The following is a 22,175-nucleotide window of genomic DNA, read 5'->3' as shown; positions in this document are numbered from 1 at the left end:
ATCAAATCCAACGAGCTAGTTTCGACATCAACGGAGCTAGTTTTTTATAATCTTTCGCCCTAGTCGGCAACCCAATTGGAAGCTTGTTGGCAACCCCAATGGTTCTAGTCTCGGTGAAACGCAAGAGCCCTCCTGGGCCTGACCTGCGCCCCATGCCCGACTGCTTCATGCCACCCATTGGAGCCGCCATCGATGCCATCGTGGCGCGGTAACCCTCGTTAACATTTACCGAGCCCGCCATTAGCCGAGAAGCCAACTTCAGCGCCGCTTTTTTATCTCCAACAATTGACGCGTTGAGACCAAAGTCGCTATCGTTCGCAAGCCTTACCGCATCATCGAGTGAGTCGTAACCGCAAAGCACAATGACCGGACCAAAGACTTCTTTGGTCAGTATTTCGGAGTTTGCTGGCGCATCGGCTATCACCGTCGGCGCATAAAAGTTGGGTCCAATTTCAGGAAGCGCTCTGCCTCCTGCAACAATCCGGGCTCCATCGGCTTGGGCTCTTTGAATAAAGCCTTCAACTCTTTCAAGCTGAGCTCTTGAGGTGAGCGAGCCGATATCGAAGTTGTAGTGATCGGAGACCCCGAGAGTAAGTGAGTTAACTCTTTTGGCCAAAATGGCCTCAAACTCTTTTATGGCATGATTCGGAACGTAGAGCCGTTCGATTGAGACGCACAGTTGGCCGGCATTGCCAAAGGCCCCACCGATAGCAGTTTCAGCGGCCATTTCTAAATCAGCACCGGGCATCACAATCATGGGGTTCTTGCCGCCGAGCTCTAGGGAGTAGCCAATGAGTCTTTTCGCTGCGCGCTCGGCGACGATTCTGCCGGTGGGGGTGGAGCCGGTGAAGGCGACATAATCAACATTGTCGGTTATGGCGTTGCCAACCTTGGCCGCTTCGCCATGGACGACCTGCCAGATTGCTTCAGGCACTCCGGCCATTACGGCGATGTCTCTGGCCAACCTAATGGTCTTCGCGGCTTGGTTATCTGCTTTTTGAACCACAGCATTGCCGGCCATGAGCGCGGGAATTACATCCATCATCGTCAGTGCGAGCGGGTAGTTCCAGGGGGTGATAATCCCGACCACTCCCAGTGCACTTGGCTCGGTGTAGGCCTCGAGCATTAGCGGCACCCCGGCCTTGAGGCGCTTACGCTTCATGGTTTTCGCGGTGACTCTTGCGTAGTAGCTCACGGCGGCAAGGCCACCGGTTAGCTCTTCGAAAGCATGGGCGCGGGACTTACCCGTCTCGGCCTGCAGAATATCCATGAGCTGATCACCGTGCTCGCTCAATTTCTTTGCGATTAGTTTCGCTATCGCGGCACGGTCTTTTGCTGATCTGACACCCCAGGCTTTTTGAGCGACCCTTCCGAGCTGAATTGCTGCAATGACATCCTCGGTTGAGTGAGAATCCAAATCGTGCAGTTTGGTGCCGGTCAGTGGGTCAACGACTGTAATTAGGTTCATAGTTATATCTAAACCGGTTTTAAGCCAAGAGATTTCCCGGAAAGCCCCCTGGGTTTTTGGGCGATGAATCTAGCTAGCTCCAAAATAGCCAAGCTAATTGCAGAGTCTGGCTCTGAGAGGACAACTGGAACCCCAAGGTCTGAGCCAATCCGAAGGTTTTCGCTCAGCGGCAATTTAGCTAATAGTTTCACTTCTTCGCCGCTTAGCTCTTGGAGCCTCGAGGCTACTGAGTCGCCACCGCCCTGGCCGAAGATGTAGAGCTTTTCACCTAAGTTATCCAAGTGGCTCATGTTTTCGACCACCCCGAGAATGCGTTGGCCAGTTTGCAGACCGATAGCCCCGCTTCGCTCCGCAACTGATGCGGCGGCGGATTGTGGAGTGGTGATGACCAGGGACTCGGCCTTGGGCAGTAGCTGCCCCAGTGAGATTGCAACATCCCCGGTCCCCGGCGGCAGGTCTACCAATAAGAAATCTAGATCGCCCCAGTAGACATCGGTTAAAAACTGCTCAATGGCTCGGTGCAACATTGGGCCGCGCCAGGCAACCGGTTTATTGTCCGCAACAAAAAAACCGATTGAAATAACTTTTACGTCGTAGGCGATTGGCGGGAGCATCAACTCATCCACCTTGGTCGGGGTCGTGGTGATTCCAAGTTGGCCGGGGATTGAGTAGCCAAAAATATCCGCATCCAGTAACCCAACCTTGTGCCCGAAGCTAGCAAGCGCAACCGCAAGGTTTGCGGTGATGCTGGATTTACCCACCCCACCTTTACCGGAACCAACAAAGATCACCCTGGTGAGATTCTCTTTTTGAGCAAACTGGTTGAACTTCATGGGCTTATTGCCGCGCAGTTTGGTGGTTAGGGCTTGACGTTCCTCACGTGTCATTGTGAGCATCTGCACCGAGACCTTGGAGAAGCCCTTGGCCAGCGCCTCCCGCACATCGCGCTCGATGCTTTGAGCAGCAGGACAGCCAGAGATGGTGAGCTTTATCTCAACGGCCACTTCATCCTGAGATTCTGTGAGCTCGCCAATCATCCCAAGATCCGTGATCGGAAACCTCAGCTCGGGGTCGATAACCGTGGCCAGCAGATCAAGAGCCTTTGAGCTCATTTGCTTTTCTTTTTTGACTGCTCGGCACTATTTATTTCGGCAGTTAGCTGCTTGAGCATGTCCTTGAGTTCATCCCTCACAAAGTCCTTGGTGGCAACCTCCTCAAGGGCCAGCCGCAGCGCCACCACTTCTCGAGCCAGGTATTCTGTGTCGGCCAGATTACGCTCGGCTCGCTGCCGGTCCTGCTCGAATTTCACTCGGTCACGATCTGCTTCGCGATTCTGGGCCAGAAGAATCAGCGGCGCGGCATATGAGGCCTGCAGGGACAAAATTAGCGTCAAAAGCGTGAAGTTCAATGCCCTGGGGTCAAACTGGGCACTAACAGGCGCCATAGTATTCCAGGTCAGCCAGGCCGCCACCACCAGGCTCATGGCGATTAGAAAGAAGCCGGTACCCATCGCTCTAGCGATTGCTTCGGAAATCCGACCAACGGTGTCTTGGCCAAAAGAGGGTTTGCGAAAGAGTTTGCGCCTGGTGACCGGAGTCTCAAGTTCGGAGGGTCTGCGAGCCATCTAGCTACTCCTCTTCACTTCGCCAGTCCTGCGGAAGCAGGTGGTCTAGCACGTCATCGACCGTAACTACCCCTAAAAGGTGATTCCGTTCGTCAACTACTGGAAGCGCAATTAGGTCGTAAGCGGCCAAGTCTCGGTGAATTTGGGCAATCGGGGTGTTGACTCCGATCGCTTGCTGCTCGGTGTCTAGGAGCGAGCTCAGGCTTTGGTGGGGCGGATAGCGCAAGAGCTTCTGAAAATGCACAACCCCCAAGTATTTCCCAGCTGGAGTTTCATAGGGTGGGAGCGTTACAAAAACCTGGGCTGCCAGAACCGACTCAACCTCTTTTCTTCGAATCAGGGCCATGGCCTCTGCGACCGTGGTGTCGGCAGCGCAAATGATTGGTTCGGGGGTCATCATTCCACCTGCGGTATACGGTCCATACTTTAGGAGCGATCTAATGTCTTCCGCCTCTTCTGGGTCCATCAGATCAAGAAGGGTTTCGGTTCTCTCTGCCGAAAGATTAGCCATGAGGTCAGCGGCATCATCCGGCCCCATTAAATCCAAAACCTCAGCCGCTCGATCATCATCCAACCCCTTCATGATTTCGAGTTGCTCTTCTTCTGGGAGCTCCTCTAAAAGATCGGCAAGTCGCTCATCGTCAAGTCCTTCGGCCAGAGCGATCATGCGATCTTCGGGCAGTTCGAGCATTGCAGTGGCGAGGTCGGCCGGTCTGAGGTCTGCGACGGTGGACAGCAGTTGCCGGGCATCTTGATCAGCCGAGTTCTCATGGTTCTCGCTGGCGTCATTCCAGTTCACAAATAGCGTGCTGCCCTTCGCAAATGGCAGCGCGGAGTTTTTGGCCTTACGCACAAACAGTTCCGCTAAAACCCAGTCGCCACGCTTGGTCTTTTCAATGGAAAAATCCTCGATGGTGGCAATGCCTGAGCCGTCAAGCAAAGTGACTTTCCTCCCCAGCATTTGAGCAATCGCCCGCACTTCTTGACCGCGCTGCGAAAATCTGCGGAGGTCAATAAAACCGTTTGACATGAGTTGACCCGGCGCGATTGCCGTCACTCGAGCGACTGGCAAAAAGACTCTACGACGCCCCGAAATCTCGATTATGAAGCCCGTGGCCCTGGGCGGCTGGGTAGCTCGATAAGCCATCAAGACATCAATAACTTTTCCAACTCGATCGCCCTGTGGGTCAAAAACCCCACAGCCGGTCAGTCTGGCCACGAATACCCTGGTTGCGCTCATAGAGATAACCCTATGGGCATAAGCAACCTGGTGTCACAATTCTTGGGATGAGTGATGCAAGAGTTAGCCCTAAGTCCAAGCGAACCGGTCCAACGATTCCCACCGGTCACACGCTGGGTAATTTTGCCAACCATAAAGAGGCTTCGAATCTTGTCGAAAAGCTAATCGCGGGGGACTTTAGCCCCCAAAAAGTCTCAATTATCGGACACGATCCGGTTATGGTCGAGCGAATTCGGGGTCGATTGGGTTATGGCCGCATCGCGGCATCCGGTGCAATCACCGGATTGTGGATTGGACTTTTATTCGCCCTGCTTTTGGGTTCGGGAGTTCAGATGGGAGAGGACGGTTCTACCGAATTCTTGCCCCAACAGTTTGTGTCGGTGGTATTTGTAACCGCCGGAATCGGAATGCTCCTTAATATCCTTCGTTTTGCCGTTTCTAAGAATAAGCGTGGTTTTTTATCCACCCAGATGCCCGTGGCCTCACGTTACGAAGTCATAGTTCCAGAGTCGGATGCTCCAAAGGCGCTCGGAATTCTCGCTAAGAGCTCAACCGCCGAGTAATGCTTTTGAGTACCAAGCTTCAATGCCCTCAGTCGTTCTTGGAAGTGCGCCACTGAGGTTTTCTACCCCCTCATCGGTAACTAGGACATCATCCTCAATGCGCACGCCAATCCCGCGCATTTCTTCGGGAACCAGGAGGTCATTTTTGTGGAAATAAAGTCCCGGCTCAATTGTGAAAATCATCCCCGGTTCCAAGATGCCATCTTGATAATGCTCTCGCTTGGCTTGGGCGCAGTCGTGCACGTCCATTCCAAGGTGGTGGCTAGTGCCATGCACCATGAATCTGCGGTGATGTTGGTTTTCTGGCAATAAAGATTCCTCCGCAGTCACCGGCAAAAGCCCAAACTCGGCCGCCTTGCGAGAGATAACTTCCATGGCAGCGTTGTGGATATCGCGGAATTTTACTCCCGGCCTGGCTGCCGCAAAAGCTGCATCGGATGCCTCTAGGACAGCGTCGTAAACCCGCTTTTGAGCCTGAGTGAATTTGCCATTAATCGGAATTGTTCTTGTGATATCAGCGGTATAAAGAGAATTCAGCTCCACCCCGGCATCTACCAAAATAAGATCGCCATTATTTACCTCACCATCGTTTCTGGTCCAGTGCAGGGTGCAGGCGTTGGGTCCCGCGGCGGCAATCGTGTCGTAGCCTAATTCGTAGCCATCCTGCCGGGCTCGAGCATAAAAGGCAGTTTCTACGACTCTTTCACCACGCGCACTCACCGCGGCTTTTGGCAAAGAACGGGCGATATCGCCAAAGCCTTGGATGGTGACATCCACGGCCTCGCGCATTTGAGAAATTTCATAATCATCTTTCACAAAGCGCATTGTGGATGCTGCTACCAGGAGTTTTTTGCTGTCGAGGTTGAGGTGCTTGCCTAATTCTTTGATTTTCTTTTTGAAGTCGTGAATCGAAGCTGTTTGGATATCGAGTATCTCGGACACCTCTTGAAGCCCAGGTCTTGCCCCAACCCAAAACTCTCCGATTGCCGGGTTTGCAAAGAATTCATCGGTCTGCCTTCCCGCGGTTGGCAGAAAATAAAGCGTGCTGCTTGGTGTTTGAGTGCGGGCATCAATCACCAGGATTGACCCGGGGACTGCTTCAGATCCCCAACCGGTCAGGTATGAGAAGGCGGTGTGGGCTCGGTAGCGATACTCAGTATCGTTCGAGCGCGTCTTGGGTTCACCAGCCTCAATCACTAGGACTTTGCCCGCTAGTTTTTTGGCTATCGCATCACGCCTTAGTTTTGCGTAGCTCGCGACCTCCCACACTTTTTGAGTCTGAGGGATTTGCTCTTGCCAATCGGAAGCAATAAAGTCCAAAAATTCTTTGGAGTGAGGTGTGCGTGATCGGTTAGTTGCGTTTATTTTTTTTCCCATGCGACTATTCTCCTACTGTGATCGATCTTCATACCCACTCCACGCAATCCGACGGCAAAGATTCTCCAAGCAGACTCGTCGAGCTGGCCAGCCAGCAGGGAATAACGGTTCTGGGGGTGACAGATCACGATTCCACTGCCGGTTGGGCTGAGGCAATAGCTGCCGGAAATAGATTTGGCGTCGGGATAGTGCCGGGTATTGAGGTTTCCACTCGGTCTGAGACTTTCGATGGCCGAGGCATTAGTGTTCACGTGCTTTGTTATTTGCCAGACCCGGCTAACCAGGCCTTGGCTAGAACTCTTCTGGCAACCAGGGAATCCCGGGTCATTCGGGCTAAAAAAATGGTTGCCCTGCTGGCTAAGGATTACCCGATCAGCTGGGAACTGGTTTTGGCGCAGCTACCCACCGGGGCAACTATTGGAAGGCCCGCCATTGCCGATGCACTAGTTGAACTGGGCATAGTGCCCAATCGAACAGACGCCTTTACTTCCATTTTGAATTCGAGCGGGCGCTACTACATTTCTGAGTTGTCACTTGAAACTGAACTCGCAATCAAGCTGATCCGAGAGGCTGGGGGAGTGTCAGTAATGGCCCACCCCCTGATGGATTTTCCGGCCGGCAAATCCCTGCACGATTTATCTGTAGAGCATTTTGAAAAACTTATTCTTGCCGGGCTTGATGGTCTTGAGATTGACCACCGAGCAGTCCCAGATCGCGCCAAGGGCTGGCTCCGCAATCTTGCGCTCAAGCACGATCTGATCGTGACCGGTTCAAGCGACTATCACGGGGTTGGCGGCAAAGATAATGAGCTTGGTGAAAACCAAACCACCCGAGAGATGCTTGATCGAATTATCGATCAAGCAACGGGCTCTCAAGCCTTTTTGTAGTTTCGGTTTCTAGTTCTACTTCTCGGAGCGGGCGTCGACTGGGTCGCGGCTTCGCGCTTTGGTGCTGCTGATCTTGGCTGAGTAGCTCTCTGGCTAGGGGGGCTTTTTTTAGAATCTGGCGCCCTGCCGATTCGACCCTTGGTGCCCTCGGGAATCTTGAGATCCTCGAATAGCTTGGGTGAGTTCGAGTAGGTTTCGGTTGGCTCTGGGGTATTGAGCTCTAGCTCGCGGTTGATGTGGACCCAACGGGTCATGTCCTCCCAGTCAACAAATGTCACTGCTACGCCGAGCTTGCCGGCACGGCCTGTGCGACCCACGCGGTGCAGGTAGGCCTTCTCATCCTCAGGGACCGAGTAGTTGATTACGTGGGTCACATCGTCAACATCGATACCCCGAGCTGCCACCTCGGTGGCTACAAGGATTTCTTTCTTACCGGTTCTAAATGCCACCATGGAGCGCTCACGTGCCTCCTGGGACATGTCTCCGTGCAACGGAGTGGCTAAGAACCCTCGGTCTTGCAGTTCCTCGGTTAGCTTGGCTGAAGCGCGCTTGGTGCGAACAAATACGATGGTTTTGCCGCGGCCCTCAGCCTGCAAGATTCGGCCAACAATCTCATCTTTGTCCATCGAGTGGGCGCGGTAAACAAATTGCTTGATGTCAGCCTTGGTCTTTCCCTCATCCGGATCAGCGATTCTGATGTGGATTGGGCGGTTCTGATACCTTCTGGCCAAATTCAGGATGGCTGCCGGCATGGTCGCCGAGAACAACATGGTCTGTCTTTTTGGTGGGGTATAGCTGAATAGCTTCTCGACATCGGGAAGAAAGCCCAAATCCAGCATTTCATCCGCTTCATCTAAAACCATAAATCTGATCTGCGAAAGATCCAGCAGTTTTTGCTTTGAAAGATCAATTAGGCGACCCGGTGTTCCAACCACCACCTGGGCACCTCTTTTGAGGGCCTCGATTTGGCCCTCGTAAGCCTTGCCGCCATAAATGGCGATCACCTGGGTGGCGCGATTGGCGCTCGCAAGCTCTAGGTCCGAGGCAACCTGAACCGCGAGTTCACGGGTTGGCACAACCACTAGCGCCTGAACTCCGTGAGCGGGGTCGGTACCTAGGGATTGCAAAAGCGGCAGGCCGAAACCCAGGGTCTTTCCGGTGCCAGTTTTGGCTTGGCCGATTACATCGGTGCCAGATAACGCAACTGGAATAGCTTGAAGCTGGATTGGGAATGGTTCGGTGATTCCTCTGGAATCTAGTGCGGCGCAGATGTCTGCATCTATGCCTAGGGATTGAAAACTCAAAAAACTCTCCGTTTGATTTTGGCCAGCCATCGTAATTCGGCGGGCACAGTTATAAGCTTGCTGGGTGTTGGACTGGTTTCGTAGAATACGCAGGGTGTCTCAGAAGCTGACGCTTCCTTCGAGGGACTCCTCTTTGGGACGCAGCCAAATCCAACTGAACCCATCAAAGCTTACTCCAGCCCCGGAGATTTATCTCGGCCAGCTTGCTTCTAGTTCACTGGCAATCGCCGACTCTCTAATGTTTGCGGCAAGCAAGGCGCCAACTAGAGCTCTGAAGAACCAGCTCAACACCCTGGCCGATTATTTCATTGTGAGAGAAAAAACCTGCGCGGCTCTGCTGCGAAAAGCTGGAGTGGACTCTTTTTTACTGCACGAGCAGTTTGATCATCGCTACGAAGAGCTTTTCGAAATTACCAAGGGCGTCAGCTTCATGGAAGAAGTCGCCAGACTTTACGTGCTGGTTGGAATCATGGAGGACTCTGCCCTGAGGCTCAGTAGAGGTCTTAGCCCGGCAAAGAGAATTCAAATCGAACCGGTGTTGTTGCTCAGCGACTTGGAACAAAGCTGCCAAAAGATACTGCAAAACCTTCTTACAGGTTCCCCGGATCTGGTTGACCCGTTGGCGCTTTACTGCAGGTCCGTTGTTGCCGATGGATTATTAGAGATTAGACATTCGGTGGATTTAACGAAGCTTGGCAAAATAAGCCAAACCGAATCAAAGGCCGATAAAGCTCGAGAAGAATTTAAGCTAATCGAGCCATATACTGCCGAATTAATTTCGGCGCATAATCTGCGGATGGACTCTTTAGGGCTTACCGCGTAGCTCGGAGTTGTTCCAGCTCTTTAGCTTCGGCTGAGGATCTCCTTGAATTCAAGAAACCAGTTGCAAACCAAATAGCCGCTGGCATGCCCAGCATGACTACGAACCAAATCCAGGCTTCGTCATAGTGAAATCCCAGCCAGGTGAAAATTAGCCATAGTGCACTGCCTGAAACAGCCGCGATACCAGCCGGAACAAATCTTCCGTAAAAATCTGATTTTGGCATCACAAAAGGAGCCACTAAAGACAAGATGGCGGTGTAGCCCAGCAGAACCAGAATTTCCATTAGGCCAGGAATCCGACTCGGCGCTTGTCCTCAACACCGATTTCAACATACGCGATTGAGGCAACTGGCACCAAAATGGTGCGACCTTTATCATCCTGCAAACTAAGGACGGTGACTTTGTCATTGAGTGCCTTGGTTACCAGCTCTTGAATCTCTTTGGCACCAAGTGGTGACTCAAAGCTCAAATCGCGAGCATTTTCTCTGATTCCGATTCTGATTTCCATAATTCTCCTTAGACGCATCTCAAGGTTACGACACGAAAATGTCGGCCGGTGCAAATAGATTGGCAACATGGCCAATGATATTCCGCTATTTGCGAATGCGCCCGCAGCTGGTGGGGCAAATTTTTTGGTACCTAGCGAGCTGGCCGAGCTACTCGAAGCTCCAGTAAGCCTGATAATTGGTGCCCCGGGTACGGGAAAGACTTCGGCGCTAGCCCAGCTCGTGTCGGAGCTCGAATCCAAAGGTTTATCAGCAAGCCAGGTTTTAGTTCTGACCCCATCTCGAAATGCGGCCAGTGCGTTGAGAAATCAATTGGCTTTACAATCCGAGAAAACCGCTACGGGCGCGCGGGCTCAATCAATATCCTCTTTTTGTTTCGGTTTGATTCAAAAATTGAATCCCGACTTGAGGCTTCTTTCTGGAGCAGGCCAACAGAATCTAATTTCCGAAATCGTTGAGAGCTTGGAGGCTTCGGGTCTTGCAGGAACTTGGGGTGTGGACCAATTAAGTCTTCGTTTGCCAAGCTTCCACATTGAACTCAGGGACTTAATTACCGTGGTTTTGGAGCATTCACTCAGCGCGAATGACCTTGGCGCACTGGGAGTTCAATTTCCCAAGCTGAAACATCAGATACTCAAGGATCTTTTGCCTATTTATCTTGAAGCGCTTGAGAAACAAAACTACCTGGACCCATCTACTTTGATTGCGCGGGCTAAAGATTCTGTAGCTTCACTCAAAGGAGTGAGGTACGTCCTGATTGATGATGCCCAGAATCTTTCGCAAGCCGGGTTGGAGCTTGCTCTAGAAATGGCGCGCGGCCGCAATCTAGTGATGTCTGGAGATCCGGACTCGGCGACCAATTCATTTCGTTCGGCAGATCCCGGCGAGTTCATTTTGGCGACCAAGCGCGAATTCAAAAATGTGAAGACCACCTTTTTGCAGAGTTTTCAACCGCAACCAAAATCCATCGCCTCGGCCATGGCCAGGATCGCACAGCGACTCCCAACTTCGGCGGCCGGTCTACAACGCAAGCCTTTTTTGCAAAGCGAGGATACCTCTGGCATCTTGGCCACCCTGCACGATAACCAGCAATCTGAGACGGATTGGCTCGCGGCGAATCTAAGAAAACTCAGACTTACTCGTGGTCTTGACTTTTCCCAGATGGTGGTGGTCGGTAGAACCAGAAGACAACTGGAACAGCTGGCTATTTCGCTTTCATCAAGGAATGTGCCGGTCCGAATTCTCGGCTCGCAGGCCGCTCTGCGAGACCAATTTGCCGCCCGCGCAGTTTTGGACTTGGGTAAATTAATTTATGGCCAAAACGAACCAGATTTGGTTGAAGCAATTCTGCTGTCACCTTTTGGGGGCTTTGATTCGATTAGCCTCCGAAGACTAGTTCGCCAGCTAGCCCAGGACCCTATCTTTGATGGCCTTGCCAGGTCGGAGATTCTTTCGGCACTGGTTTCTGAAACATTCGAACTAGATTCACCCGAGGGCCGAAAACTCGAAAAGCTCAAAGCCCTGATTAGGCGCCTGAAAACCAACCCGCCCAGCCACTCTCACGAGCTGGTTTCGATGATATTTTCCGATGTCACAGCCTCGCGCTGGGCCGAAGCGGCGCGCGGTGATTCCGAGGTCGGCTTTGCCGCAAATCGCGATCTGGACTCAATTCTCGAACTTTTTGCAGCCGCTCAAAGATTTGATCAAAGAGAGCTTGGCTCACCAGAGGATTTTGTGATTCAGCAACTGGCGCTTCGAGTGCCAGAGGACTCACTGGCCAAAGCCGGCCAGAAGCCCGCGGTGCTTTTGGCGACACCAAGTCAATTGGCGGGGCAGAGCTTTGAGGTGGTTGCGATGCCGAGGCTGCAAGAAGGCATTTGGCCCAATTTACGCCCGAGAAACTCACTGCTAGGTGCGAACTCGCTGCAGGCTTATTTGGCTGGCAAATTAGAAGATCCAACCAAACCGGCCAAGTCCGAGTTAGCGGATGAATTAAGAATGGCCTATCGAACTATCGGGGCCTGTCGGAGCGTGCTTTTGCTCTCCGCGATGCAGGACGCTGAAGAACAGCCCTCACAACTTTTTACCCTGTTTGGAATCTTGCCCGATCGGGCTAATAGCGAGATTGATTTTGATTTACGCAGACTGGTTGGCAGGTTGCGCGCCAAGCTAGCAGCTGGGGATCAAGGTTCGGCAATCACCTTGGCAAGTTTCGCCGCGGCGGGTGTTGCCGGGGCTCACCCTTCACAGTGGCTTGGATTATTTCCGCTTTCAAAAGACTCCGAACTTGTCTCAGAAGATGAGCAAATACGCATTTCGGCCTCAAAGCTAGAGGCTTTTGAGCGCTGCCCATTGCACTGGTTCATTGGCAATTTTGGGGGAGACGGCTCCGGGTTTGCGGCCTCTTTGGGAACGCTGATTCACGCAGCACTAGAGAATGCAGAGGATATTGACCCAGTTAGCTTTGTGGAATCCAATTGGCACACCCTGGATTTTGAGACTCAGTGGCAGCAAACCGCTCAAAAGCGCAGGGCGATGCAAATGGTTCAGCTGATGTCGGAGTATCTATCCACCGCGGGAGAGCTGATAAGGGCTGAGCAGGGTTTCGAGCTGCGCGTTGGCAAGCTGATCGTGAGTGGAAAAATCGATCGAGTTGAAAAAAATGCTGCCGGTGAGATCCTGGTTAGTGATCTAAAAACTGGCCGAGTCCCGACCAAGCTTGATGTTGAAAAGAATCGCCAATTAGCGCTTTACCAAATGGCCGTGCGAGTGCTTCACCAGGATGAACCACTGGCCGGAGCTCAGATTATTTCGGTTGGCTCGGACAAGTTAAGGGTGCTTTATCAGGCGCCTCTTTCCAACGAGCTCGAGGCCGAGATCAATGCGCTCTTAGAAAAAGCCGAGGATGGCATATCGGGAACCGAGTTCATTGCCAATTACCAGAGCCATTGCAATCAAGACTCTAGTTGCCAGCTTTTGCTGGCAAGAGCGGTAACAGATGCCTAGATTTTCTGCGCAGCAGGTTTATAAATTATTGAGTGAGCACCAGCTGACTGAGGAACAGCTAAGGGCGTGTGAGGATTCCTCGCTCAGTGAACCCTCACTTGTGATAGCCGGCGCCGGAAGCGGTAAGACCGAGTTGATGACGGTGCGGATTCTTTATTTGGTGGCCAATGAGCTCGCAAGACCGGATCAGATTCTCGGGCTCACATTTACCAAAAAAGCCGCTAGCGAGCTTCAAATTCGGGTTCAGCAGGCACTTTATGTCATGCGGGAATCGGAGCTCTGGCCCCCCAGCTTGGGGGTGGACTTTGAGCCACCGCGGATTTCGACTTACAACTCCTTTGGAAATGAAATATTCAGAAGATATGCGTTGAGCGTCGGATACGATCCCGAGGCAACCTTGCTAACAGAGGCGGGCTCAGTCGCCTTGGCCAGCGAGCTTTTGAGAAAAATCAATCCTGATATCTCTCTAAAGTTAGGGGACTGGGATCGCAGTCTTGAGAATCTGGTGAATTTGACTTTGGCAATGGCTTCCGAGCTCACCGATAATCAAGCGGATCCGCAGGCTGCCAGGGAGCTTCTGGAAGATTTAATCGAACATGCCAAAACTTTGCCAAAAACCGAATCTGGCTCGATGGTCCGGTTTCAATACACCCAAGATTTGATAGACCAAGCGCAGACCAACAGTCTGATTTTGGAAATTGCACAGGAGTATCTTGAACTGAAAAGAGCCCGCAACCTTCTAGATTTTTCCGATCAGGTGGCGCTTGCTCTAAAAGCGCTCGAGAGCGTCGACCCGGATTTGGATATTTCTTTTGTCATGCTGGATGAGTATCAAGACACTTCAACAATCCAGATAAGGCTCTTGGCAAAGCTATTCTTTGGGATGCCGGTCTTGGCGGTTGGGGATCCGAATCAGGCGATTTACGGTTGGCGCGGCGCAAGTAGTGCGAATCTAGAAAACTTTCACCAAGACTTTGGTTCAAAAACCAAAGCCGTCTATCCGCTTTCTCGCTCTTGGAGGTCCGGACTAAAAGTGGTGGAAGCGGCAAATCTGGTCAGTCAGCCCCTTGCCACACCCCTTAGTTTTGACACGAATCCAGATCCCAATGACTTTTCTCTCACCCCTGTTTCCTTGGTTGCGGGTAACAGCTCGCAGAAAGATCAGGTGCTGGGTCGGGTATGTGTCGATGAGCAACAAGAGAGCGAACAGGTTGCCAGCTGGCTCCGAGAAAACCTGTCGCCGGAAGCCACTGCCGCAGTGCTATTTCGAACCAAGGCGGCTATGGCCATGTTCGCCGAGGCAATCGAGGCTCGTGGGATGGAGGTCGAAATCACCGGATTATCGGGGTTATTGGACCTACCCGAGGTAATCGATTTAATCGCGGCTCTAAAGGTGATTCAGAACCCGGAAGCGGGCGCTCATCTAATGCGGATTCTTGGTGGCCCGAAATGGCGAATCAGCCCAAGGGATTTGGCGAGCCTCTCTGGTTACGCAAAAAAACTGTCACGAATTCGTAGCGAGGTCAACAGTGCGAGGCCGGTCACCATAATCGAGGCACTTGATGAGTTTCGGCGGCCGGAAACTCAGAACTATTGTGATGTTTCCGAGATTGGTTTTGCCAGGCTCAAAAATGCCGCCGAACTCTTTGCCAAAATGCGTAGCTTTTCGTCTTTGACGCTCAGCGAACTCGCCTGGGTGATTGCACGAGAGCTACAAATTGACATTGAGCTATTTGCTCATTCCAAGCGTAGAAACCCGCTTCAGCACTTGGAGGCTTTTATCGCAAGGATTGCAGATTACGAGCAGGCGGCTCTGCGACCAAGTCTCGCGGCGATGCTTTTGTGGCTTGACCAGGCGATGGAAAGGGAGAGCTTCGAGCTCCCCAAATCTGGCGCTAGAAAAGGAATAGTTCAGTTGATGTCGGTGCACGCGGCCAAGGGCCTGGAATGGGATTTGGTTTGTGTTGTCGGGCTCGTTAACGGATCTTTCCCGATTCAGGGTCGTGATGCCAAGGGTTGGCTGGTGGCAGGTAAGTTGCCATTCGCACTTCGTGGCGACCGGGCCAAGCTCCCTGCTTTTAGATTCCAACTATCCACAACTCAGGTTGAGCTGAAGGAGAGTTTCGAATCCTTTCAATCCCAGATGCGATTGCGCTCCAGTTACGAGGAGCGCCGGTTGGCTTATGTTGCAATAACCAGAGCCAAGCACAAGCTCCTATTGACCGCTTCGTTTTATAAGCAGGGTGCCAAAAAACCACGTGAGCTTTCAAGCTTTTTTACTGAGCTCTTGGAGGCAGGAGCACTGGAGTTACTCGGCCCGATCCCTTTAGTGCCAGAACAAAACCCGCTGGATCAGGTGATGGAAGTCAAAACTTGGCCAACAGACCCGCTGGGTGCAAGGCGAGCTCAGATAGAAGAGGCGGCGGACCGGGTTCAAAACGCTAAAACTTCGAGCGTTTTTGACTCTGTGGAGATTGGTCTTTTGATGGAGGAGCGAGAGCGCGCTGGCTTTCTACAGGCCGTCAGCTTCCCGGAGAGGCTCTCTGCCTCTATGGTTGTAGCTCTTTTGAAAGACCCCGAGGATTTTGCGAAACGATTGGCAAGACCGCTGCCAAACCCATATTCAAAAGCGGCCAGCATTGGCACCAAATTCCACGCTGAGCTGGAAAATGCTTTTGGCTCGGGGGATGAATTGGATGATAAAGATTGGAACGAGCAGGAAGCCAATCTCGCGATGAATTTTAAGAATTCCAGGTTTAAGGATATGCTGCCCTTTTTAATCGAGCAGGAAATTCAATTCCGCTTGGCCGGGGTCATTATTGTTTGCAAAATTGATGCAGTTTTTCAAATCGATGGTGGGTATTTGGTTGTGGACTGGAAATCTGGGAGCACTCCAAAAAGTCAGAGCGACTTAGACTCCCGTTCCATTCAGCTTGCAATCTACCGAATCGCGTTAGCTAAGCACCTTGGAATTGGGGTGGAAAAAGTGCGGGCGGCATTCTTTTTCGCCGGCGATGGCCAAGAAGTTGTCCCCCTGAAATTAGTGGGCGAGCTGGAGCTGGCCAATCAGATTGAGCTGGCTAGAAAAGCTCATCGCTCTTAGGGTCTGTTTTAGATTCTGAATCGCTCAGCTCCGCATCGGCGATTAGCGCTTCGGATGGCTCAGCCTCAGAATTCCATGCAGCCGGCTCCTCCTGAGCCAAGACGGCTTGAGTGGGAGTCTGATTCGGAATGCTGATTGTGTTGAGCCCAATAAAACTGCTCGCTCGGATGTCTCTGAGGGAGCCCGCTTCAAGCTGGGTTCGGAGATCTTCGATCAAGTCTTCGGCTTGCGCAATTCTTGCGGGGTCGCCTTCTTCGACGCAGTGAGCTAACCAGCTGCCGAGCTCCAATTCTGAATAAAGCACCGCTCTTTGGGCGATGTTTTCATCGGCCTGCGGGCGAAGAGCCCGATAATTCAGGATTGTGTCTTCGGCTGTCGACTGAAGAGCTGCACCAATGAGCCAGCGGAAATCTTCGGCCGGATCTGAAACCGACAGCGAGCTCCAGTTAGTCAAACCGGTCAGGCTCTGAGCCTCGACTAAAACGCTTTCCTGGCTGATATCACCATGAGTAATCGTTGGATGAAAGCGGAATAAGCCAACATCCTCCAGGGCTTGCTCCCAGCGCTGAAGTAAAGCGGATGGCACCCTTCCGGTGTCAGCAATTCTGTCCAGCTCGGTAACTTTGTTATGCAAAATCTGAGTGGCGGCATAATCGGGAAGGCCAGCTTCAACCACCTTCGCATTTTCCAGTGAGTGCAAGGCGGCCAGGGCATGGGCAAAGGATTTTGAGAAAGCGCCCGGTCCAAACTTCGTTAGATCCGGTTCCGAACCCCCCAAGAGAGTGAAAACTGAAATTCTGATGCCATCGGCATCGGTGGTTTGGCCTAGGAGTTCAGGTATCTCAAAGGGCAATTCTGAGGAGAAATTTCTTAGAACTTTTAGGACGCTGAACTCGGTAGCCAACTCTCGCTCACCATCAGGGCTAGCTGGAGCCTTGAGCTCATACGAGCCTCCCCGATCGTCCCAGAGTCTCAAGAGTTCAAGGTCAGTTTGACCTTCGGGCTTCTGAAAATGCCGAAAGTTTTTGCCGGGCACGGCGTCGGCCGCTAGCGCGGCTAAAATCAAAGCTTGTCTTCCCACGGACAAAGGTTAGACAATCAAGCTGGATTCACTCAGCTTCGCCACGCGCACTTAGAGGATTAGCAATGAGCTCACAGCCTTTAGCCGAGAGTATTTTGGCGGCACTCGATGCGGATCAGGCTGCGGCGGCCATGGCTCTTCGCGGGCCGGTTTGCATAGTCGCAGGTGCCGGCAGTGGAAAAACCAGAACCGTTAGTCATCGCATTGCCTACGGAATTGCCACCGGTGTGTATGCGGCCAATCGAATTCTCGCCCTGACCTATACCAACCGTGCGGCAGCAGAACTCAGGGTGCGCTTGCGCAAACTCGGGGCATCCGCGGTGCAAGTTCGAACTTTTCACTCTGCAGCCCTGAGCCAATTGCAGTTTTTTTGGCCGCAGCTGACTGAAACTTCGACACCCAAGCTGATTACCAATAAGCCGCAATTGCTAGCGGAAGTATTGCAAGATCACAACATCAAGTTGACTGAGGCTCAGCGTCGAGAGGTGATTGCCGAGATTGAGTGGCTCAAGTATTCGATGACCGATCCGAGCGAGTATCAGGATTTGGACCGAGGTTTAACAGCGGGGTTGAATTCCAAGGTGTTTTTGAATCTCCAAAATGGCTATGAGCTGCTCAAGCAAAATCGCAAGGTGATGGATTGGGAGGATGTGCTGCTACTAACCATCGGCTTATTGCGCAGTGAGCCCAGAATGCTCAATCACGTGCAGCAGCAATTCCGCTTCTTCACTGTTGATGAATATCAGGACATCTCGCCATTGCAGCAAGCGCTGTTAGAAACTTGGCTCGGCGAGAGAGAAGACATCTGCGTGGTGGGGGATCCTCGCCAGACCATCTATAGCTTTGCCGGAGCCTCGAGCGATTTTCTAATGGGGTTTGCTTCTGACTACCCGGAAGCCGAGGTTTTCAGTTTGGATAATAACTATCGTTCCAGTTCGGAGATAGTGACTCTGGCTAATTCGATAGCGGTTGGTCGCAAGTTGGAAGCCGTCCGCTCCGCTGGCTCAAAGCCAGAAATGAGAGCTGCCAAGTCGGCTGATGCCCAGGTTTCTGATTGCATAAGCGGTCTGACCGGGGCTTTGAGCTCTGGCATGCGACCCAGGCAGCTCGCCGTTTTATCGAGGATTAATTCGCAGTTAGAGCCGATTGAGAAAGGGTTACTCGAGCTCGGAATTCCCGTGCAAGTAAGGGGGGCTGGCCGATTCTTTAGAAGGCCTGAGGTGTTGCAGGTAATCAGCGCCATCAAGGCCTTGCAGTTGACTCAAAGTGATGACCCACTTTTTATTGAGCTCTCCAAAATTTTGGCATCAATGGGTTGGCGCTCAAGGCCGGAGGTCAGCGAGAAGTGGGAGGCTTTGAATTGGTTTTTCGAGGTGCTCGAGGAGATTGGCGATGATGTCAGTCTTGAGGAGTATGTCCGAGAGCTTGAGGAGCGCGAACGATCCGGGCACGAACCAATTCGAGATGCGGTGACACTCGCGACAGTTCATGCCACGAAGGGTCTGGAGTGGGATCGGGTGCATTTAATAGGCATGAATCAGGGCCTTTTTCCAATTTCACACGCCACCTCAGAATCTGAGATTGCCGAGGAAAAACGGCTTTTTTACGTTGCTGTGACTCGGGCTCGAGACAAATTAGTTATCAGCCATAATGCGGCTAAACCAATCTCACAGTTCCTCTAGGCGGCAGCCACAGTTCAGGTCCTGTGGCTCCTCAAAGCTAACTTCACTCTGAGATCGAAAAAACTTTGCGGTTTTGAAATCCTGGGGTTGATTGGGGTTATCAATCTGGTTCACTAGCCGGCTTACCGCTAAGCCGACAGCTACCAATAAGCTTGCCGAGTCCGAGAGATTTCGCTCCATGAGGGCCAATTGCGGGGCAATTTTGGCCCAGTTTTGTTGATTATTTAGTCGATATTTTTCGATGCATGCTAGGCAGGCGGTGGTTCCCGGCAAAATCAATGGCGATACTTCAGCGCCGGTTTCATCGAAGTTTATTGCGATATGCGGCACATCTCTGGCCATCCAGGTTTGGTAGCTTGGGGGTAATACGACATCGCTTGAGATCAAAAGCGCCACATCGGTTAGCTCGAAAGGCTCGCTGATTCTGGAATGCAATTGAAGGCTTGCGGAGTTGCCCAATAACGCTTTCGCGCCTTGAATCCGAGATTCGCCCTCTGATGAAACTGGATATCCCAGCTCCAGAGTGTCGCCCTTCCTAATTCGCTCGTGGTCGGTGGTGAAGACCGTTCCAATCCCCGCTGCGGCTAGGGCACGCATGGCAATCAGTCCAACTCGATCAAACTTATTGATAAAGACCTTGGCTCGGGCTCTATTTCGTAGCGCGGCAGCCGGATCTTTGGATCCGAGAAGAAACAGCCGCATGATCTCAGTGAAGCGCTGTTCAATCTGTGCCTCATCAAAACCGAAACTTGAGGTCTTCACTAGGAGCGGGGAAATTCTCTGAATCAGGCTGTTCACTTGAGCATCGGTGGCCATCGCCATTTTGGGAATCAATCGCGCCTGATTATCGGCCACCCCACGCTCGAGGTAATCCAAAATTCTAAGCTGGGTTTCACTGAGATTTTCTAGTTGCTGGGACTGCGCCGATCCGAATTGCCTACTGTTTCCGTCAAGCCAAAGTCTCGCGAGGGCTGGATTGATTTGAATGACCATCGCGCAAGTGTGCCAAATCCCAAGAAATTTGGCTTTTAGTTTTGCACAGGCTACTCGCCGAGCAGTTTCCTCAGTTCTGAATCCATTTCGTCCCCGTTGCCTTTGAGTCTGATAATAAGTTCAGCAGGGTTTTGAATTTCTTCTAAGGTTGGCAATTGGTCTGGATGCTGCCAGAGCGAGTCTCGCTTCTGGGCATCGAATTCACTTTCTACCAGCTGCCACATGAGCGTTGCCTCGCGCACCAGTCTTGGCCGCAGCTGCAACCCCAGCAGAATTCCAAAGGTTTTTTCAGAGGCTCCTTGCGTGGCTCGGCGCCTCATGAAAAGTTCTGCAATCGCATTAATTGCTGGTAATCGCTTAGCCGCTTTGAGGCTCACCGCATCCGCCCAACCCTCAATCAGTGCCAATAGCGCCTCTATTCTTTGAAGTGCTGCATCCTGCTCCTCGGAGCGCGGCGTGATCAAGGATCCCGACTCAATCAGGTCATTCAGTGCCTTGGGGTCACTTGGGTCAATCTGTTCGGCCAAGTCTTGAATCGAGCTCATGTCAATTTTTAGACCGGCGGCGAATTCCCTAACCTGCGTGGTTATTTGATCCTTGAGCCAGCGGTTGGATTGATAAAGACCCGAGATTGCCAACTCTCGGATCGAAAGATAGATCAAAACCTCACTTTTTGGGGTGTCAAGATCGGTCATAAACTCGGCAACATTTTGCGGGATCAGACCCGGACGTTGTGAGATTGGGATCCCTATTTCAGTGCTGGTGAGGGTTTGTGAACTGAGCTTTCCGATTGCCTGCCCTAGTTGCATCGCAAAGATCATTGCGCCTGCGTTGCCTAGCATTTTCGCAGCGGGTCCGAGCATTTGTGAGAGCTCTTCAGGCAGCATTTCGCCAATGTTTTCACTAAGGGCGTTAGCCATGGATTTTGCCACTGGTTCCGACAGCTCTTTGAAAATTGGCATGGCGTCTTTAACCCATAGCGATCTAGTTAGGTGCTTCGGGGTTTCCGAACCGCAAAGTTCAGTGACTTCAGAGAGCCATAAACTGGCCATGTCGAAGGCTCCAGTCAGTTCCCCAACTAATCCTGGGTTTGAGTAACCATCAGACTTAGAGGCCGACTCAAGGGCCTTTTTGGTTGCCATGTCCCAGTTCACCGGATCTTCAGAGTCGCCCATCATGGCCTGCATTTGGCCAAAAGCCTTGGCCAAATCAGCCGGGTTTGCACTGATGCCCGCCATTTTGCTCAGTTGTTCTGGATCGATTTGGCCGGAAGCAAAAAGTTGCTTGAGGAATTCCTCGAACTCTTCTCGGTCTGGCTGATTAGTCAAAATTCTCCTTGGTGTCTAAAAAAACGCTACTGCGTAAAACTTCAAACCCTCTAGGAATAACACCTTGTTCGCCCAGGGCGTTAGGTCGCTCAGGTGTTTTCTAAGCATCGCTACCTAGCATGGTGGGGATGTCTTATTTCAATTCAGAGAAACCCAAGCCTAGATTTAGTCGCTGGGGGATTGTCAGCCTTCTCGCTCTCGCGCTGGCTGGACTGAGTTTTTTACCGAGCGGCTATGTAATTGAAAGACCCGGCCAAGTTTTTAATGTGATGGGTGAAATAGATGGCAAACAAGTCATCTCCTCCAGCGATTTAGAAAGCTATCCTTCCGAGTCTAGATTCGACATCACCACCGTTTCGCTTTTGGGAAACCGCGAAGCGAATCCGAACTGGATTCAAGTGCTTGCCGCCTGGGCTGACCCAGACCAATTAGTTTTACCAATAGATACGGTTTTTCCACCAAACCTTTCCACCGAAGAGGTTCGAGCTGAGTCCACTTTGCAAATGGAGGTCTCACAGCAAGACGCGATTGCGGTCGCACTGAAGCAAATGGGCTATCAAGTGCCACGCTCGCTCTATGTGAATTCGGTTATCGAGGACACCCCGGCCTCAAAGAAATTGATTGCGGGAGATTTTGTTGTTAGCGCACAGGGGTTTGCGATCACGACCTTTGAGGAGCTCAAGGCCACCATCCAAGCCACCGGTGATTCGGAGCTGTTGCTGGGCTTAGTGCGGGACGGGATCGAGCGGCAAATCACTATCACCCCAGCCAAGCAGGGCGATTCTTTTGTGATCGGGGCCATGCTCGGCTACACCTACGACTTCCCAGCCTCAGTTTTGTTGCAACTTGGTGATGTTGGGGGGCCATCGGGTGGGCTGATGTTTACCCTTGGCATTTTGGATTCTTTTACCCCGGACTCACTTGCCGGAAATAATCATGTCGCAGGCACCGGCACAATCTCTTCGGATGGCCAAGTGGGTCCAATTGGGGGCATTAAACTGAAGGTGATTGCCGCTAAAGATGCTGGCGCAACCGTATTTCTGGCTCCCAGCCAAAACTGTGAAGAGCTACTTGGCCATGTGCCGAGTGGTCTGAGCGTAGCCATCGTGAGAGACTTAGAAGACGCACTTATTGTTTTGGACCAGGTTGCAGCTGGAACAAAGCTCCCCGAACTCAAATGCACTAACTAGG

General features: G+C 52.1%; 18 protein-coding genes. 7 read left to right on the top strand and 11 right to left on the bottom strand.

Features of this window, described 5'->3' with window-relative positions:
• Nucleotide 1: 1 nt before the first annotated feature.
• From BLP47_RS07335 to BLP47_RS07320, 4 genes are read right to left on the bottom strand one after another with little or no spacing between them, the layout of a single operon-like run.
• The gene (locus BLP47_RS07335; RefSeq protein ID WP_091852199.1) at nt 2–1,468 is read right to left on the bottom strand and encodes a succinic semialdehyde dehydrogenase; all 1,467 of its coding nucleotides are present in this window, start codon (nt 1,466–1,468) and stop codon (nt 2–4) included.
• A gap of 8 nt (nt 1,469–1,476) precedes the next feature.
• Entirely contained in the window at nt 1,477–2,580 is a 1,104-nt protein-coding gene (locus BLP47_RS07330; RefSeq protein ID WP_091852196.1) for an Mrp/NBP35 family ATP-binding protein, read from the bottom strand.
• Nucleotides 2,577–3,092 (bottom strand): DUF1003 domain-containing protein, encoded by a 516-nt coding sequence (locus BLP47_RS07325; RefSeq protein WP_091852193.1) that lies wholly within the window; start codon nt 3,090–3,092, stop codon nt 2,577–2,579. Before BLP47_RS07325 ends, BLP47_RS07330 begins: the two co-directional genes overlap by 4 nt.
• 4 nt (nt 3,093–3,096) lie before the next feature.
• The gene (locus BLP47_RS07320; RefSeq protein ID WP_091852190.1) at nt 3,097–4,332 is read right to left on the bottom strand and encodes a magnesium transporter MgtE N-terminal domain-containing protein; all 1,236 of its coding nucleotides are present in this window, start codon (nt 4,330–4,332) and stop codon (nt 3,097–3,099) included.
• Between the two features lie 47 nt (nt 4,333–4,379).
• Here BLP47_RS07320 and BLP47_RS07315 point away from each other — a divergent pair, with 47 nt between their 5' ends.
• On the top strand, nt 4,380–4,895 hold the full coding sequence (locus tag BLP47_RS07315; protein WP_091852186.1) for a general stress protein: 516 nt from the start codon (nt 4,380–4,382) through the stop codon (nt 4,893–4,895).
• Here the strand turns inward: BLP47_RS07315 and BLP47_RS07310 are convergent.
• Nucleotides 4,881–6,272, bottom strand: coding sequence for an aminopeptidase P family protein (locus BLP47_RS07310; protein WP_091852183.1), 1,392 nt, complete (start codon nt 6,270–6,272; stop codon nt 4,881–4,883). The two genes, BLP47_RS07315 and BLP47_RS07310, sit on opposite strands and share 15 nt — an antisense overlap.
• A 17-nt stretch (nt 6,273–6,289) precedes the next feature.
• On the opposite strand from BLP47_RS07310, the gene BLP47_RS07305 reads away from it, so the two are divergent.
• Nucleotides 6,290–7,159 carry a PHP domain-containing protein gene (locus BLP47_RS07305; protein ID WP_091852180.1) on the top strand — a complete coding sequence of 290 codons (870 nt, stop codon included), beginning with the start codon at nt 6,290–6,292 and terminating at the stop codon, nt 7,157–7,159.
• Here BLP47_RS07305 and BLP47_RS07300 read toward each other — a convergent pair.
• Nucleotides 7,144–8,493 (bottom strand): DEAD/DEAH box helicase, encoded by a 1,350-nt coding sequence (locus BLP47_RS07300; RefSeq protein WP_371325783.1) that lies wholly within the window; start codon nt 8,491–8,493, stop codon nt 7,144–7,146. The genes BLP47_RS07305 and BLP47_RS07300 overlap by 16 nt on opposite strands.
• Nucleotides 8,494–8,557: 64 nt before the next feature.
• Between BLP47_RS07300 and BLP47_RS07295 the strand changes: the two genes are divergently transcribed.
• A complete protein-coding gene (locus tag BLP47_RS07295; protein ID WP_157671572.1) occupies nt 8,558–9,286 on the top strand; it encodes a ferritin-like fold-containing protein in 729 nt (242 codons plus the stop codon).
• Here BLP47_RS07295 and BLP47_RS07290 read toward each other — a convergent pair.
• Nucleotides 9,276–9,569, bottom strand: coding sequence for a hypothetical protein (locus tag BLP47_RS07290; RefSeq protein ID WP_091852174.1), 294 nt, complete (start codon nt 9,567–9,569; stop codon nt 9,276–9,278). The genes BLP47_RS07295 and BLP47_RS07290 overlap by 11 nt on opposite strands.
• On the bottom strand, nt 9,569–9,793 hold the full coding sequence (locus BLP47_RS07285) for a DUF3107 domain-containing protein (protein WP_091852171.1): 225 nt from the start codon (nt 9,791–9,793) through the stop codon (nt 9,569–9,571). The genes BLP47_RS07290 and BLP47_RS07285 overlap by 1 nt, the downstream gene beginning before the upstream one ends.
• 67 nt (nt 9,794–9,860) lie before the next feature.
• Between BLP47_RS07285 and BLP47_RS07280 the strand changes: the two genes are divergently transcribed.
• Nucleotides 9,861–12,797 carry an ATP-dependent DNA helicase gene (locus tag BLP47_RS07280; protein WP_091852168.1) on the top strand — a complete coding sequence of 979 codons (2,937 nt, stop codon included), beginning with the start codon at nt 9,861–9,863 and terminating at the stop codon, nt 12,795–12,797.
• Nucleotides 12,790–15,900, top strand: a complete 3,111-nt coding sequence (locus BLP47_RS07275; RefSeq protein WP_091852165.1) for an ATP-dependent DNA helicase — start codon at nt 12,790–12,792, stop codon at nt 15,898–15,900. Before BLP47_RS07280 ends, BLP47_RS07275 begins: the two co-directional genes overlap by 8 nt.
• On the opposite strand, the gene BLP47_RS07270 is transcribed toward BLP47_RS07275, so the two are convergent.
• The gene (locus BLP47_RS07270) at nt 15,878–16,981 is read right to left on the bottom strand and encodes a phosphotransferase (protein ID WP_157671570.1); all 1,104 of its coding nucleotides are present in this window, start codon (nt 16,979–16,981) and stop codon (nt 15,878–15,880) included. The two genes, BLP47_RS07275 and BLP47_RS07270, sit on opposite strands and share 23 nt — an antisense overlap.
• Before the next feature lie 65 nt (nt 16,982–17,046).
• On the opposite strand from BLP47_RS07270, the gene BLP47_RS07265 reads away from it, so the two are divergent.
• Complete coding sequence (locus BLP47_RS07265) at nt 17,047–18,663, top strand: ATP-dependent helicase (protein WP_091852159.1); 1,617 nt, start codon at nt 17,047–17,049, stop codon at nt 18,661–18,663.
• Here BLP47_RS07265 and BLP47_RS07260 read toward each other — a convergent pair.
• The gene (locus tag BLP47_RS07260) at nt 18,649–19,656 is read right to left on the bottom strand and encodes a hypothetical protein (protein WP_091852156.1); all 1,008 of its coding nucleotides are present in this window, start codon (nt 19,654–19,656) and stop codon (nt 18,649–18,651) included. The genes BLP47_RS07265 and BLP47_RS07260 overlap by 15 nt on opposite strands.
• A 50-nt stretch (nt 19,657–19,706) precedes the next feature.
• On the bottom strand, nt 19,707–20,984 hold the full coding sequence (locus BLP47_RS07255; protein ID WP_091852153.1) for a zinc-dependent metalloprotease: 1,278 nt from the start codon (nt 20,982–20,984) through the stop codon (nt 19,707–19,709).
• A gap of 128 nt (nt 20,985–21,112) precedes the next feature.
• Between BLP47_RS07255 and BLP47_RS07250 the strand changes: the two genes are divergently transcribed.
• Complete coding sequence (locus BLP47_RS07250) at nt 21,113–22,174, top strand: PDZ domain-containing protein (protein WP_157671568.1); 1,062 nt, start codon at nt 21,113–21,115, stop codon at nt 22,172–22,174.
• The last annotated feature ends 1 nt before the right edge of the window (nt 22,175 follow it).

It is taken from the genome of Candidatus Aquiluna sp. UB-MaderosW2red (assembly GCF_900100865.1).
Taxonomy (GTDB): Bacteria; Actinomycetota; Actinomycetes; order Actinomycetales; family Microbacteriaceae; genus Aquiluna.
Note: the sequence above shows the minus strand (reverse complement) of the source record. Positions and strands in the feature narration are given on the sequence as shown.

Coding starts and splice junctions, on each gene's coding strand:
- BLP47_RS07335 (WP_091852199.1), bottom strand. CDS start 1,468: ATGAACCTAATTACAGTCGTTGACCCACTGACCGGCACCAAACTGCAC.
- BLP47_RS07330 (WP_091852196.1), bottom strand. CDS start 2,580: ATGAGCTCAAAGGCTCTTGATCTGCTGGCCACGGTTATCGACCCCGAG.
- BLP47_RS07325 (WP_091852193.1), bottom strand. CDS start 3,092: ATGGCTCGCAGACCCTCCGAACTTGAGACTCCGGTCACCAGGCGCAAA.
- BLP47_RS07320 (WP_091852190.1), bottom strand. CDS start 4,332: ATGAGCGCAACCAGGGTATTCGTGGCCAGACTGACCGGCTGTGGGGTT.
- BLP47_RS07315 (WP_091852186.1), top strand. CDS start 4,380: ATGAGTGATGCAAGAGTTAGCCCTAAGTCCAAGCGAACCGGTCCAACG.
- BLP47_RS07310 (WP_091852183.1), bottom strand. CDS start 6,272: ATGGGAAAAAAAATAAACGCAACTAACCGATCACGCACACCTCACTCC.
- BLP47_RS07300 (WP_371325783.1), bottom strand. CDS start 8,493: ATGGCTGGCCAAAATCAAACGGAGAGTTTTTTGAGTTTTCAATCCCTA.
- BLP47_RS07290 (WP_091852174.1), bottom strand. CDS start 9,569: ATGGAAATTCTGGTTCTGCTGGGCTACACCGCCATCTTGTCTTTAGTG.
- BLP47_RS07285 (WP_091852171.1), bottom strand. CDS start 9,793: ATGGAAATCAGAATCGGAATCAGAGAAAATGCTCGCGATTTGAGCTTT.
- BLP47_RS07280 (WP_091852168.1), top strand. CDS start 9,861: ATGGCCAATGATATTCCGCTATTTGCGAATGCGCCCGCAGCTGGTGGG.
- BLP47_RS07275 (WP_091852165.1), top strand. CDS start 12,790: ATGCCTAGATTTTCTGCGCAGCAGGTTTATAAATTATTGAGTGAGCAC.
- BLP47_RS07265 (WP_091852159.1), top strand. CDS start 17,047: ATGAGCTCACAGCCTTTAGCCGAGAGTATTTTGGCGGCACTCGATGCG.
- BLP47_RS07260 (WP_091852156.1), bottom strand. CDS start 19,656: ATGGTCATTCAAATCAATCCAGCCCTCGCGAGACTTTGGCTTGACGGA.
- BLP47_RS07250 (WP_157671568.1), top strand. CDS start 21,113: ATGTCTTATTTCAATTCAGAGAAACCCAAGCCTAGATTTAGTCGCTGG.